This is a genomic window from bacterium, from assembly GCA_028820935.1.
In the GTDB taxonomy this organism is placed as follows: Bacteria; Actinomycetota; Acidimicrobiia; order Spongiisociales; family Spongiisociaceae; genus Spongiisocius.
Genome location: JAPPHZ010000028.1, coordinates 1 through 12,979, shown reverse-complemented (window position 1 = coordinate 12,979; position 12,979 = coordinate 1). Strand labels below are relative to the sequence as shown.

Here is a 12,979-nt window from a genome sequence, read left to right as displayed (position 1 = left end):
ACCGGACGATCCTCGCGCTGGCGGCGTTCTCCGGCAGGGAAATTCCCGCAAGCCGCACCCACATGGACATCAGGCTGACGGATTGTCCACATGGGATGACGTGAGAGGCGTCGGCTAGCTCCCGGACGAGGCGAACCGGCCTGCCCCGGACCCGGCTCGCCGGCCGAAGACCGCGCCGATGGTGAGGCCGAACCCCGCCAGGTAGCCGGCGGTGAGCACGTTGCCCGACATGATCTCTCCGGCAGCGAAGAGGTTGTCGACCCGGCCGGCGTCCGTCTGCAGGTGGGCCTCGGCGTCGACCTTGAGGCCCAGGTATGTGAAGGTGATCCCGCATCGCAGCGGGTAGGCGTAGAAGGGCGGGGTGTCGATGCGCAGCGCCCAGTTCGACTTCGGTATGTCGAGGCCGGCCGTGCTCCGCCCGTCGAGGCCGCTGTGGTCGAAGGGAGGGTCGTCCGGAACCGACGCGTTGAACTGCCGGACCGTCCGCCCGAGCGCATCCGGAGGAAGCCCGGCCAACTCTGCCAGACCGTCGAGCGTCTCCGCCCGGTACGGCGGGTACAGGCCCGGTATGAAGAGGTCGTTGACCTGCGAGTCGAAGATCGAGTAGGCGATCTGATCCGGTTGGGCCGCGATCAGGTGACCCCAGCTGGCGTATCTCCTCGGCCAGAGATCCTCTCCTTCGTCCGCGAAGCGCCGGCCCGCCCTGTTGACCATGATCGACAGCGGCACCGAGTCGATCCGGGTGACGATCCCTCCGTCGAAGTCCGGGGCGCGGGCATCGACGCTGATGGCGTGCGCCCCCTTCGGATTGCCGACCGACCGCGCGCCCCGGTCGAGCAGGGCCTTGAGGGGGCCGCCCATGTTGAAGGGCGACCCGCGGATCACGAACCGATCCGCCGCATCACCCCAGTGGTCGCGGAGCCAATCCTTGTTGGCCTCGTAGCCACCCGACGCCACCACGACCGACCGCGCCGCCAACCCGGTCGGCTCGCCGTCGATGACGGCGACCACTCCGGACGCTCTGCGCCCTTCGACCAGGATGTCCGTCACCGGCGTCTCGTAACGCACCTCGATCTTCTGCCTCCCGGCGGACGCGTACAGGGCGTTGAGCATCGCCTTGCCTCCGCCGAGGAAGAACCGGTTGGTCCGTGACAGGTGGAGCGTGCCCTTGAGGGACGCCTGCCAGTGGACGCCGTGCTGTTCCATGAAGCCCGGAACCGACTCGGACTCCCTGATCACCATCCGGGCGATGTCCTCGTCGATGTCCTCGTCGCTCACCTTGACGAGATCCTCCCAGAGCTCCTCCTCGCTATAGGCGCCGGTCAGGACCCTGTCGCCGCCGGCGTGGATGTGGCGGATGTTGCGGGTGTGGCGCGTGTTTCCTCCGCGCATGTCCATGGGCGCCGACTCCAGGACGAGGACCCTGTCGGCGAACCGGCGGGCGGTCAGGGCGGCGCACAGCCCGGCGTTGCCGCCACCCACGACGATCACATCGGCCGCTGCTGTCATGGCGAACCCTCATCTACCGTCATGGCGCCTCCACGCCTCGCCGGATCCGGCCGCACCGGTTCCCTACGCCGGGCGACGGAGTGACTGGACATGGCTGTATTGTACGTCTCGTGAACCAACCGAGCACGAGCATGCGCGCTCCGACGGCGAGCGTCGCAATCGCGACCGACCCTCCGCGAATCCTCGAGCCCGGCCTTCTCACCGAGGCCCAACGGCAATTCGACATCTGCAACGCCTGCCGGTACTGCGAGGGCCTGTGCGCGGTCTTCCCGGCCCTCGAGCGACGCCCTACGTTCAGCGAAGGCGACATCCTCTTCCTCGCCAACCTGTGCCACGACTGCCGCAGCTGCTACGACGTCTGCCCCTACGCCACGCCCCACGAGTTCGCGGTGGACATCCCCCCGTTGATGAGCCGCATCCGGGAGGAGACCTACAAGAGCTACGCACGTCCCAAGCCTCTCGGGCCCGCCCTGCTGGGGCCGACCCGAGGAAGGGCCTGGCTGGCGACGGTCGTAGTGGCGGTAACCGTGGTGATCGGGCTGCTCATCCTCGGATGGGACCGGCTCGTGGCCCCGCCCGCCGCAGAAGAGGCGTTCTACGAGGTGGTCCCCTTCCTGGTGATGACGATCCCGGCGTCGGTGATCGCGGGCCTCGCCCTGCTCTTCCTCGGCGCCGGCCTGGCCGCCTTCTGGCGGGACACCACCCGCGGCAGGCCCGACCTGGGCTCGATGAGAGAGGCTGTCTACGCCGCCTTCAGCCTCAAGAACATGCACGGCGGAGGACCGGGATGCACGTATCCCGACGAGACGCCTGCCAAGAGCCGGCTGGTCATGCACTCACTGGTGTTCAACGGGTTCCTCCTCACCTTCCTCGCCACCGTCCTCGCCGCCATCTGGCAGGAACTGCTGGGAAGGATGCCTCCCTATCCGCTGCTGAGCGCACCGGTGATAATCGGGACCGTCGGCGGAATCGCGACCATCGGAGGTTGCGCCGGGCTGCTCGTGTTGCGGGCCGGGAGCCGGCAGGAACTCGAAGCGGGCGGGGCCCGGCGCCTGGATCTGGACTTCATCATCCTCCTCGTCCTGGTCAACGGGTCAGGACTGGCGCTGCTCGCATTGCGGTCGACCACGGCCATGGGGTTGCTGCTGCTGTTGCATCTGGCGCTGGTGGCGGCCTTCTTCGTGAGCCTGCCGTACGGCAAGTTCGTCCACGCCACCTACCGGACGAGCGCGCTGGTCCAGGACTCACTGGAGAACCGGGCGGAGCGGGCCTCCTAGTCCACGCCGCGTAGCGCGTCACCGATCGTCCCGGAGCCGCGTCATCCGGGATTGGCCACTAGGCGATCAGGCCGTTGCCTCCTCCACGAATTCCCCTGTTCGTGGCAGCTGCGCGATCCGGCTCGTCGCGGAGGGCATGGCCTTGTCGTGAACCTGGTGCGGAGAATATTTTCGCGTTCTCGTAACAAGGGGTTGAAACCGTCACATCCCCACCATATGTTGCCTATCGCCAAGCACCAACACCGGCCGATGAGGTGAGACCGATCGGACGGCCGGTCCGAGGGAACACAAGGCTTCATGGAGCGAACAGCCGAGGCCCGGCATCCAGCCGGGCATGGCCGACCACGCTCCAACAGGATGGGTGGTGGCGGGGGCGGGGCCCGATGCGGAGCATCGGTTTTTCGCGACTTTTGGCGCCTGGCGATTCTTGAGGCAGAGGGCGTCATATATGACGCCCTGATCCTCAGGTTCGCCGCCGCTGCCTATCTCGGGTTCAGACGCTCGGGAGCCCATCGATGGCACCGATAGAACCGGAGGCTCCTTGGGCTGTCGCGAATGTGCCTCAGCCCGGACTCAGCACCACCTTGCCGGTTGCCTGCCGGTTGGCGATCGTGTCCAGCGCATCCACCGCCGACTCCAGCGGGAAACGGGCACTGATCCGGGGCCCGATGATCCCCTCGGCGGTCCAGTCGAGAAGGCGGGCGAAGTTGGCTCGGTTGGCCTGCGGATCCCGCTCGGCGAAGGCGCCCCAGAACACCCCGACGATCGAGCATCCCTTGAGCAGGGGCAGGTTCATCGGGGCCTTGGGGATCCGGCCGGACGTGAAGCCCGCCACGAGGATCCGGCCCTCCCAGTTGATGCAGCGCAGGCACTCCAGGAAGGTGTCGCCGCCGACGGGGTCGTAGATGACGTCGGCGCCCCGGCCGCCGGTCAGTTCCCTGGTGCGGTCCTTGAGGGACTCGGTCGTGTAGATGATCACATCATCGGCGCCCAACGACCGGGCCGTCTCCGCCTTGGCATCCGTACCGACCGCCGCGATGACCCGGGCGCCCAGCGCCTTGGCGATCTGGATGCCGGCCGAGCCCACCCCGCCGGTGGCGCCGGTGATCAGCACCGTCTCGCCGGGCTCGAGACGGGCTCGATCCACCAGGGCGTGGTAGCCGGTGCCATAGGTGAGCGACAGGCAGGCGCCCTGCTCCATCGTCACCCCCTCGGGCAGGCGGAGCACCTGGTCGGCGGGCGCCACGAACCGCTCCGCCATGGCCCCGACCAGGAGCTTGTATCCGAAGGCCCGATCACCGACAGATACCTGGGTGACCCCGTCCCCTACGGCCAGCACCCTCCCGGCCGCTTCCGCTCCGGCCACGAACGGCAACTCGGGCCGATCCTGGTACAGGCCGGCGATCATCAGGATGTCGGGGAAGTTGAGCCCCACCGCCTCGACTCCGATCAGGACCTCCCCCGGTCCCGGCGCCGGGTCGTCCACCTCTTCGTAGCTGAGGTTGCGGTAATCACCGAACTCGTGGACTACCTGGGCCTTCATCACCTACCTCCCTGGACCGCCCGGCCGGATCAGGAGAGGAACATCGGCTTGCCGGCCAGGGCGCGGACCCTGGGCCGGTAGGCCTCGGCGTCATAGAAGGTCTCCACGTCCACCCGGCGGGCGCCTTCCGCCAGCACCTCGAGACCGGCGGTGGTGTAGACGCCGCGGCGGATCGCCACCATGTCCCCGCTGGTCCCGGCCAGCAGCATCTCCGCCGCCATGGTACCGAAGTTGGTGCCCACCATCAGGTCCAGCACGTCCGGAGGACCGCTGCGCATCAGGTAAGCGACCCGCTGGTTCATGACGCCGATACCGGTCATCCGCTTGATGAGGTTCCCGGTGGTCTCCCCGATCCCGCCCAGCTTGCGATGGCCGTAGGCGTCGGCGGCGCCGCTCTCCACCCGCTCTCCACCCGACATGGTGGCGCCCTCGGACACCACCACCACGGCGTAGCGGCTCGGGTTGGCCGCCCGGTCGGCCACCACCATGGCGGCCAGCCGATCCATGTCGAAGGGCACTTCGGCGATGAGGGTCCGATCGGCGGAGGCCAGGTAGCCCGACACCAGGCTGGTCTCTCCCGAGTAGCGGCCGAACAGCTCGACCACGGCCACCCGCTCGTGGCTTCCCACCGCGCTCCGCAGGTCGTTGATGAACCCGACCGAGCGGGTGACGGCGGTGGAGAACCCGATGCAGTAGTCGGTTCCCGGCACGTCGTTGTCCATCGTCTTGGGGATGGCCACCACCGGGACGCCCTCTTGGTGCATCCGGAGGGCGTAGGAGAGGGTGTCGTCACCGCCGATCGCCACGAGCGCGTCGAGGCCCAGGCGCTCGATCACCCGCACCGCATGGGCGGTCAGGTCGTAGGGAGCCTCGGATTCGGAGGGAGTGATGAACGGGGGCAGGCTCCCCTCGGCCACCCGGCCCGGGTTGGTACGGCTGGAATGCAGGATGGTCCCGCCGGTCCGGTCGATGGCGCGCACCGCCAGGGGGTCGAGGGGCATGGTGTGGGCGGAGATCGATCGGGGATCGTCAGGATCGATGCCGATCATCGCTCCCCAGCCGCGGCGCAGCCCCAGGACGGAATGGCCGGCCTCGTCCATCCGGTTGGTGAAGGACTTGATGGCCGGATTGAGTCCCGGGACGTCACCCCCGCCGGTCAGGATTCCGATACGCATTCTGCCTCCAGGTCGGCGGCTCCGGATGGCGTCCCATCCCCGTGGCGGGGCACCGATCCGTATGCTGCATTATCCCGGCCACGGTAACCGAATGCAGATCGGACCGGCCATCGGGTTACGCTCCCCGCCGTGAAGCTCCTCAACCTCGACCACGTGGCGATCGCCGTTCGCGACCTCGACCAGGCGCTGGACGAGTACCGGCGCCGCTACGGGATAGAGCCCCTGTACCGGGAGGTGGTGGAGGACCAGGGGGTGGAGGAGGCCATGCTGGCGGTGGGCGGGTCCTTCGTCCAGCTACTGGAACCCTTGGACGCCGACACTCCGGTGGGCCGCTTCCTGGAGCGCCGGGGCGAGGGAATGCACCACGTGGCGTTCGCGGTGGTGGACATCGAGGCGGCCCTGGCCCACCTGAAGGCGGAGGGCGCCCGCCTGGTGGACGAGACCCCCAGAACCGGGGGACGCGGCACCCGGATCGCCTTCGTGCATCCGAAAGGTGGAAACCAAACCCTCGTCGAGCTAGTCGAACTCCCTACATGACCAGCAATGGATCGTCCGATCACGCCGGGGTGAAGTTCCACGTCGACGGCGCCGCCGGACCGTACGAGGCGGCGGTGATCGCCGCTGTGCTCGAGCACGCCCTGGCGGAGGAACGCCGCAACGGCAAGCCCGGCCCGGCGCGGCGGTTCACCAACTGGACCGTGGCCGGATGGAACCACCGTTACCACCGGCCCCGGCCTGCCGCCGGGACCCGGATCAACGGCGCCGAACGACCGAGCGCGCCTCGGCGGAGCCGACCGCGTACGTCGTAGCCAGGTAGACCACCGCCACCACCGCTCCTCCGGCCAGCGTCGCCAGCACGCCGGTCGACATGCCCGGCACCTGCCCCCCGGTTATCGCCGTAGCGACCAGCCATCCGGCCGCGCCGGCGACCAGTGTGCCCAGCGCCACCTGCCCGACCGCCCGGACCATCCCCTCCAATCCCTCGCCGCTGTGGAAGCGCCGCCAGAGCAGCCAGAGGGTCAGCGCATGGCCGGTGACGGTGATCGAGGCGGCCACTGCGATGCCGGGGACGCCTCCGACCCGGTACCCGAGGAAGTACAGGGGTATGGCGGGCAGGACCCAGGCGGTCCCCGCGATGACCGGGACCCACATCTGGCGGTGGGCGTAGAAGCTGCGGGCGAACAGCTGGTGGATGCCCCACGCCGGAATGCCGAGCGAGTACCCCACCAGGGCCGCCGCCACCAGCACCGTGCCGTCCTCGCTGAACGCTCCGTGCTGGAAGGCGACCCGGACGGCGGGCAGGCCGACTGCCACCGCGGCCGCCACCGCTCCGCCCGACGCGAACAGGACCGTCCGGATGGTGCGCCCCATGGACTCCCGCATCTCGGCACCGCGGCCCTCGGCCACCAGGCGGGCGAGGAACGGGAAGGCGGCCACCCCGGCGGCCTGGGCGATCACGCCCACCGGCAGCATGTTGACCCGCCGGGCCAGGTTCAGGCTGAAGATCGACCCGTCCGAGGCCGCCGCCGCCACGATCTTGCCGATGGACTCGTCGAGCACCACGATCGACTGGCCCACCATCAGGGGGAAGGCCAGCAGCAGGTATTCCCGGAAGGCCGGATGCCGGAAGTCGGGAACCATCATGCGCACCCGGAAGCCCGCCCGGGCGGCGCCCCACCACTGGAGGGCGAAGTTGCCGATCGAGGCCCCGGCCACCGCTCCGACGATGAAGCCCGTGGCCGAGGCCTCGCCGGACGATGTTCCCAACACGCCGCCCACGATGATCCCGAGGTTGTAGATGATCGGGGCCAGGGTCGGGACCAGGAACCGCCCGCGGGCGTACTGGACCGCTGTGAACAGCCCGCCCACCACGAAGAAGACCTGCGCCGGAAGCACCAGCCTGGTGAGGCGGGCCACCTCGGCCAGCTGCGCGGCGTCGAGCCGGCCACCCGAACCGAACAGCCACCCGACCACCAGGTCGGCGGCCAGCGCCGCCGCCACGGTCAGGGCGATGATGAGCACCGCCACCGGCCCCAGCACCGCGTTGAACGCGGTCCGGGCACCCGCGCCGTCGCCTCTGGCCCGGTACCTGCTGACGATGGGGATGAACGTGATCGCCAGGAAACCTCCGGCCAGCAGGTAGTTCAGGAAGTCGGGGATGATGAAGGCGGCCTCGTAGGCATCGGCGGCCGGGCTGTCACCCAACCGGTTGGCCAGCACCACGTTGCGGGCGAACCCCAGGATGCGGGATACCAGGATGCCGACCGCGACCACCGAGGCGGCCCGCGCTATCCCTCCTGCCGGCCGGCGCATCGCTTCAGCCGTCCCGGGCGGCCTGCAGGTCCGCCAGGATCCGGTCGGGGACGACCAGATCGCCCCGTCCGACGCCCACCCTCTGGCCGGGCTTGTAGGAGCCGTGGAAGTCCGACCCGCCTGACGGAAGGAGGCCGAACGACCGGACCGTGGCCTCGAGCTGGAGGCGGGTCTCGGCCGGGTACTCGCCGTAGTAGCACTCCACGCCCACCAGACCGTGTCCGGCCAGGCGCCGGAAGGCGTCCGCGTACTCCTCGGCCGTGTTCAGTCCCAAGGTATGGGGATGCGCCACCACGGGCACTCCGCCGGAGCGCCGAGCCAGTTGGATGGCCTCCTCGGGCGGCAGCAGTGGGCGGGTTGCGTAGGCCACGCCGCGCGACCCGAGGTATTCCCGGAAGGCGGTGGGGATGTCGGGAACATATCCCTTGGCGACCAGGAGGGCCGCGAAGTGGGGTCGGCCCACGCTCCCGCCACCCCGGGCCTGGGCGAGGACCTCCTCGTAGTCGATGTCCACGCCGATCTCGTCGAGCCGGCGGGCGATCGCCTGGTTGCGGCGGTCCCGGCCCGCACGGAACTCCGCCAGGCGATCCTGGAGCGGGCCGGGTCCCGGTTCCAGGAACAGCACCACCAGATGGAGCCCGCCGCCCTTCCATTCGCAGGCCACCTCCGCACCGGGGATGAGCTCGATACCGGCCGGACCCGCCTCCGCGCGGGCCTCCTCGATCCCTTCAAGCGTGTCGTGGTCGGTCAGGGCCACCGCGGAAAGACCGGCCCGGGCGGCCAGCCCCACGACCGCGGCCGGGCTCTCGCTGCCGTCGGAGGCGGTGGAGTGGGTGTGAAGATCGACGGCCATCCGGAGATGAGGCTAACCCCGATTCCTCGGATCGGGCGCCGGTAAGGAGTCGGGCGGATCGACGGCAGGCACGTACCGGTGATGCCCACCGCCGAGATCCCGGTCCCGGGCCTCTGTTGGCTGCGTCCGCTACCCGACTGTGGTGGTGACGGGATTCCGGCGCCCGGACAAGGGGGTTGAAACTGTCACGCACCCCTTGCATACTGAACGGCAGTCACAAGCACCGCCGGTTCTCAGCTAATCGACGTCGAGGGAACCGGAACCGGGATCAATTCGGGAGCGGACCCGTCGGGGATGGCGGAACGCGCTCGGACCGAAGGAGGTGGTGGCTGGGGGATGGGCCCGCCGGGGAGGCTGCGTTCCGGCGATTTTCGCGTTCTCGGCGTCTCGGGGTGTGTGAGGTTTGGCTACGAGGCCATCCGTGCCCGGTCCCTATGGGCCGCCGGGCGCGGCGGTGGTGTCGGTGACGACCGGGACGGTGGTGGTCGCTACTCCGGCGTCACCGCCGCCGGTGAGCAGGTTCCCGACCACGAAGACCACCACCAGCAGCGCGAACAGGACCAGCCCCGTGATAATCCGGCGCCGCCACTTGGCCCGCTGGGCGGCCCGGCGCTCCTCCTCGATGCGGGCCTGGCGGTTCTGCTTCTGGCGGGCTCTCTTCTCTTTCCCCATGGGAGCTATTGTAAGAGTCTCCGACGCGCCACGGCATGCCAGCGCGGATCGGAGCAATAGAAAGCGGCCCCGCCCGCGCCTCTCCCTGGAACTGCTTGCCATGTCTCTGGTTGTCCAAAAGTACGGCGGCACGTCAGTGGCCGACTCGGAGCGCATCGAGCGCGTCGCCCACCGGGTGGCTCGCACCAAGCGCGCCGGCAACGACGTGGTGGTGGTGGTCTCGGCGATGGGTAGGCAGACCGACGACCTGATCGCCCTCGCCCATCAGGTGAGCGCCAGCCCACCGGCCCGGGAGATGGACATGCTCCTGACGGCGGGCGAGCGCATCTCCATGGCGTTGCTCGCCATGGCTCTCCACGACAAGGGCATTCCGGCGCTCAGCCTCACCGGTCCTCAAGCCGGGATACTCACCGACTCCGCCCACGGCGAGGCGAAGATCACCGAGATACGCGGGACCCGGGTAGGGGACAGCATCGCGGCCGGGCAGGTGGTGATCGTGGCCGGGTTCCAGGGGGTGAATCCCGACTCGAGGGAGATAACCACGCTGGGACGGGGCGGCTCCGACGCCACGGCGGTGGCGCTGGCCTCTGCCTACTCCGCGGCGGTGTGCGAGATCTACACCGACGTGGACGGCGTGTACACGGCCGATCCCCGGGTGGTGCCCGACGCTCGCAAGCTCGGCGAGGTCTCCTTCGACGAGATGCTCGAGCTGGCCGCCGGGGGCGCCGGGGTGCTGATGGCGCGCTCGGTTGAGGTGGGGAGAAAGTTCAACATTCCGATCCACGTGCGGTCTTCGTTCGTGGAGGACGAGGGGACCTGGGTCAAGGAGAAGGTGATGGAAGAAGCGATTATCAGCGGCATCGCGCACGACACTTCGGAGGCGAAGGTGACCCTGCGCGGAGTACCAGACCGCCCCGGCGTCGCGGCGGCCATCTTCGAGAAGCTGGCGGGCGCCCGGGTGAACGTGGACATGATCGTCCAGAACGTGGGCGAGGACGGATGCACGGACCTCAGCTTCACGGTCCCGGAGGCCCACGTCGACGTCGCTCGCCGGGCCACCGCCGAGCTGGTCGTGGAGCTGGACGCCAAGGGCTCCGCCGTGGATGCCAACGTGGGCAAGGTGTCGCTGGTGGGAGCGGGGATGAGATCCACCCACGGCGTGGCGGCCCGGGTGTTCCGCGCCCTGGGCAACGCCGGCATCAACATCGAGATGATCTCCACGTCCCCGATCCGGATCTCGTGCGTGGTGAATCGGGACTCGGTGGAGGACGCAGTGCGCGCCTTGCACGCCGAGTTCGACCCCCCTGTGATCACGGCGGAGGTCGGCGCCGATGCCTGATCCACGAGTAGCCGTGGTCGGTGCCACCGGAGCGGTGGGCCGCACCATGCTCGAGATCCTCGAGGAACGGGACTTCCCGCTCTCGGAGCTGCGTCTCATGGCCTCCTCCCGCTCAGCCGGCCGGGTGGTCGCCACCCGCTGGGGTGACATCACGGTGGAGGACCTGTCGTCCGCAGACCCTTCGGGGATCGACATCGCCCTCTTCTCCGCGGGTGCGGGGAGGAGCAGGGATTTCGCCCCGTCGTTCGTGGACCGGGGAGCCGTCGTGATCGACAACTCCTCCGCCTTCCGCATGGCGCCGGAGGTTCCGCTGGTGGTGGCGGGCGTCAACGATCACGCGGCGGCCGACAGCGACGGGATCATCGCCAACCCGAACTGCACCACCATGACGCTGATGATGGCCGCCGGACCGCTGCACTATTACGCCGGGCTGGACCGCATGGTGGCCATGTCCTACCAGTCGGTCTCGGGGGCCGGGATGACCGGCATGGACACGCTCTGGCAACAGATGCTCGAACTCGGTGACCGCCGTGAAGCGCTGGTGCGGGGAGGATGGGACGAGGGCGAGACCGATCCGTTCCAGAGACCCATCGCCTTCAACGTCCTGCCCTTGGCCGGGTCGATCACCGATGCCGGTCACACGGACGAGGAATGGAAGCTGGTGAACGAGACGCGCAAGATCCTCGAACGGGACAGCATCGAGGTGGAACCGACCTGCGTGCGGGTGCCGGTCATGGTGGGCCACGGCATCTCCGCCTCGATGTGGTTCGACTCGCCTGTCGACCCCGAAACCGCCCGGCGGGTGCTCGCGGACGCGCCGGGCGTCGAGCTGTGGAGCGATGACCGCGTGGCCACCCCGCTGGACTCGGCGGGCCAGGATCCGGTGCTGGCGTGCCGCATCCGTCCCACCATCGGCGTGCCCGGTGGAATCAGCCTGTGGGTGGTGGGCGACAACCTGCGCAAGGGAGCGGCGCTCAACGCGGTGGAGATCGCCGAGCTGCTGATCTAGCAGTGGTCTGTCTGTGGAGCGGCGGTGTGGTATGGCGTCGGCAGCGGTGTTCCTCGCAAGGCCCGCTGACGAAGGCGTACCCGCAGTGGTACGTTGAGGAAGCGGAACGCAGCGATGGGGCGCCGATGACCGCCAGAACAGGCCTGGTCGCTTCGCAGACAGGCCACTAGCTGCAATCTCGGGTAACAAGATCGCAGCCTCGGGTAATCTGTGCGCGATGGTCGGCTCCTACCCCGTTTGGCGATCTGGTATCGCATCCGACGGAGCGGCGGCCCGCGCCGAACCCGCTTCGGTCGAGGAACTGCGCGCCCACCGGAAGCGGATGCTGGTCACCTCCTACCGCCTGTTCGGCGCCTTCGGATGGGGATCGCTGGGAGACGGGCACATCACGGCGCGGGATCCGGAACGTACCGACGCCATGTGGCTGATCCGCTACGGGGTGCCGTTCCACCGCACCACCGTTGACGACCTGGTGCTGGTCGGTCCGGATGGGCGAGTGGAGGGCGGCGGCTCGATCAACATGACCGCCTACTACATCCACGCTCCCATCCACGAGGCACGTCCCGACGCAGTGGCGGTGGCCCACACCCACACCCCGTACGCCACGCCCTGGGCGGCCAACGTGGAGGGCTTCCGGATGATCTGCCAGGAGGCCACCGCCTTCCTGGACGACCACGAGGTGTACGAAGGGGAGGAGGTCCAGGTCTCGGACTTCGACACCGGCAAGAAGATCGCGGCCACCCTGGGTGACGCCAAGGCGGTGCTGCTGCGCAATCACGGGCCGGTCACCGTGGGCGGCTCGGTCGAGGAGGCGATCGGCTGGTTCCTGCTGTTCGAGCGGGTGGCCGAAGTCCACGTCAAGGCCCCCGATGCCCGGCCGATCAGCGCCGAGGCAGCCGCGATCGCGGCACGGGAGATCGGCCATGTGTCGAGCGCCCTCGCCGCATTCGAGTACGCCGCAGCGTCCAAGCTGGAGTCCGGAGCCGCCGGGTAGCAAGTCCCTCCTTGCAGGCGGCCTACCCCACTCATTCTCAGTAGCGCAATCCGGTACAAGCTTCCGTAATCGAAGGGTGGACTAAAGACCTCTTAACAAGAGACGGGCGTAAGTTAAGGAAACCCCGTCCGCCTTTACTAAGCGGGACGGCGAGGAGGCGTGTTCGGAACCGTCTTCGTGGGCGGACACCTTCTGATCAAGGCCCGCCGGGCCGCGAGAGTCGAGCACCAACAGACTGCTGGTCGGGCAGGCGGGATTTGAACCCACGACCTCTTCGTCCCGAACGAAGCGCGCT

Annotated in this window: 12 protein-coding genes; 6 read left to right on the top strand and 6 right to left on the bottom strand. The window is 68.9% G+C overall.

The window, feature by feature from the left end; genetic code table 11:
- Positions 1–114: 114 nt before the first annotated feature.
- Positions 115–1,509, bottom strand: a complete 1,395-nt coding sequence (gene tcuA / locus OXM57_05970) for an FAD-dependent tricarballylate dehydrogenase TcuA (GenBank protein MDE0352218.1) — start codon at positions 1,507–1,509, stop codon at positions 115–117.
- Between the two features lie 131 nt (positions 1,510–1,640).
- Between tcuA and tcuB the strand changes: the two genes are divergently transcribed.
- A complete protein-coding gene (tcuB, locus tag OXM57_05965) occupies positions 1,641–2,786 on the top strand; it encodes a tricarballylate utilization 4Fe-4S protein TcuB (protein ID MDE0352217.1) in 1,146 nt (381 codons plus the stop codon).
- A gap of 562 nt (positions 2,787–3,348) precedes the next feature.
- On the opposite strand, the gene OXM57_05960 is transcribed toward tcuB, so the two are convergent.
- Both OXM57_05960 and OXM57_05955 read right to left on the bottom strand, forming a co-directional pair.
- Entirely contained in the window at positions 3,349–4,329 is a 981-nt protein-coding gene (locus tag OXM57_05960) for an NADPH:quinone oxidoreductase family protein (protein ID MDE0352216.1), read from the bottom strand.
- 29 nt (positions 4,330–4,358) lie between these two features.
- Complete coding sequence (locus tag OXM57_05955) at positions 4,359–5,504, bottom strand: 6-phosphofructokinase (GenBank protein ID MDE0352215.1); 1,146 nt, start codon at positions 5,502–5,504, stop codon at positions 4,359–4,361.
- 129 nt (positions 5,505–5,633) lie between these two features.
- Between OXM57_05955 and mce the strand changes: the two genes are divergently transcribed.
- On the top strand, positions 5,634–6,041 hold the full coding sequence (gene mce / locus OXM57_05950; GenBank protein ID MDE0352214.1) for a methylmalonyl-CoA epimerase: 408 nt from the start codon (positions 5,634–5,636) through the stop codon (positions 6,039–6,041).
- Positions 6,038–6,313: a hypothetical protein gene (locus tag OXM57_05945; GenBank protein MDE0352213.1), complete on the top strand. Its 276-nt coding sequence runs from the start codon at positions 6,038–6,040 to the stop codon at positions 6,311–6,313. Before mce ends, OXM57_05945 begins: the two co-directional genes overlap by 4 nt.
- Here OXM57_05945 and murJ read toward each other — a convergent pair.
- The 3 genes from murJ to OXM57_05930 form a co-directional block, all read right to left on the bottom strand.
- A complete protein-coding gene (murJ, locus tag OXM57_05940; GenBank protein MDE0352212.1) occupies positions 6,258–7,817 on the bottom strand; it encodes a murein biosynthesis integral membrane protein MurJ in 1,560 nt (519 codons plus the stop codon). The two genes, OXM57_05945 and murJ, sit on opposite strands and share 56 nt — an antisense overlap.
- 4 nt (positions 7,818–7,821) lie before the next feature.
- Positions 7,822–8,670 (bottom strand): PHP domain-containing protein, encoded by an 849-nt coding sequence (locus tag OXM57_05935; GenBank protein MDE0352211.1) that lies wholly within the window; start codon positions 8,668–8,670, stop codon positions 7,822–7,824.
- Positions 8,671–9,102: 432 nt separating this feature from the next.
- Positions 9,103–9,342, bottom strand: coding sequence for a hypothetical protein (locus OXM57_05930; protein ID MDE0352210.1), 240 nt, complete (start codon positions 9,340–9,342; stop codon positions 9,103–9,105).
- Between the two features lie 100 nt (positions 9,343–9,442).
- Here OXM57_05930 and OXM57_05925 point away from each other — a divergent pair, with 100 nt between their 5' ends.
- The 3 genes from OXM57_05925 (at position 9,443) to OXM57_05915 (ending at position 12,684) form a co-directional block, all read left to right on the top strand.
- On the top strand, positions 9,443–10,681 hold the full coding sequence (locus OXM57_05925) for an aspartate kinase (GenBank protein ID MDE0352209.1): 1,239 nt from the start codon (positions 9,443–9,445) through the stop codon (positions 10,679–10,681).
- Complete coding sequence (locus tag OXM57_05920) at positions 10,674–11,690, top strand: aspartate-semialdehyde dehydrogenase (protein MDE0352208.1); 1,017 nt, start codon at positions 10,674–10,676, stop codon at positions 11,688–11,690. Before OXM57_05925 ends, OXM57_05920 begins: the two co-directional genes overlap by 8 nt.
- 217 nt (positions 11,691–11,907) lie before the next feature.
- A complete protein-coding gene (locus OXM57_05915) occupies positions 11,908–12,684 on the top strand; it encodes a class II aldolase/adducin family protein (GenBank protein ID MDE0352207.1) in 777 nt (258 codons plus the stop codon).
- Positions 12,685–12,979 lie beyond the last annotated feature (295 nt).

Bases quoted from the DNA above. Each gene is read 5' to 3' on its own strand.
- tcuA (MDE0352218.1), bottom strand. From the start codon at position 1,509: ATGACAGCAGCGGCCGATGTGATCGTCGTGGGTGGCGGCAACGCCGGG.
- tcuB (MDE0352217.1), top strand. From the start codon at position 1,641: ATGCGCGCTCCGACGGCGAGCGTCGCAATCGCGACCGACCCTCCGCGA.
- OXM57_05960 (MDE0352216.1), bottom strand. From the start codon at position 4,329: ATGAAGGCCCAGGTAGTCCACGAGTTCGGTGATTACCGCAACCTCAGC.
- OXM57_05955 (MDE0352215.1), bottom strand. From the start codon at position 5,504: ATGCGTATCGGAATCCTGACCGGCGGGGGTGACGTCCCGGGACTCAAT.
- OXM57_05945 (MDE0352213.1), top strand. From the start codon at position 6,038: ATGACCAGCAATGGATCGTCCGATCACGCCGGGGTGAAGTTCCACGTC.
- murJ (MDE0352212.1), bottom strand. From the start codon at position 7,817: ATGCGCCGGCCGGCAGGAGGGATAGCGCGGGCCGCCTCGGTGGTCGCG.
- OXM57_05935 (MDE0352211.1), bottom strand. From the start codon at position 8,670: ATGGCCGTCGATCTTCACACCCACTCCACCGCCTCCGACGGCAGCGAG.
- OXM57_05930 (MDE0352210.1), bottom strand. From the start codon at position 9,342: ATGGGGAAAGAGAAGAGAGCCCGCCAGAAGCAGAACCGCCAGGCCCGC.
- OXM57_05925 (MDE0352209.1), top strand. From the start codon at position 9,443: ATGTCTCTGGTTGTCCAAAAGTACGGCGGCACGTCAGTGGCCGACTCG.
- OXM57_05920 (MDE0352208.1), top strand. From the start codon at position 10,674: ATGCCTGATCCACGAGTAGCCGTGGTCGGTGCCACCGGAGCGGTGGGC.
- OXM57_05915 (MDE0352207.1), top strand. From the start codon at position 11,908: ATGGTCGGCTCCTACCCCGTTTGGCGATCTGGTATCGCATCCGACGGA.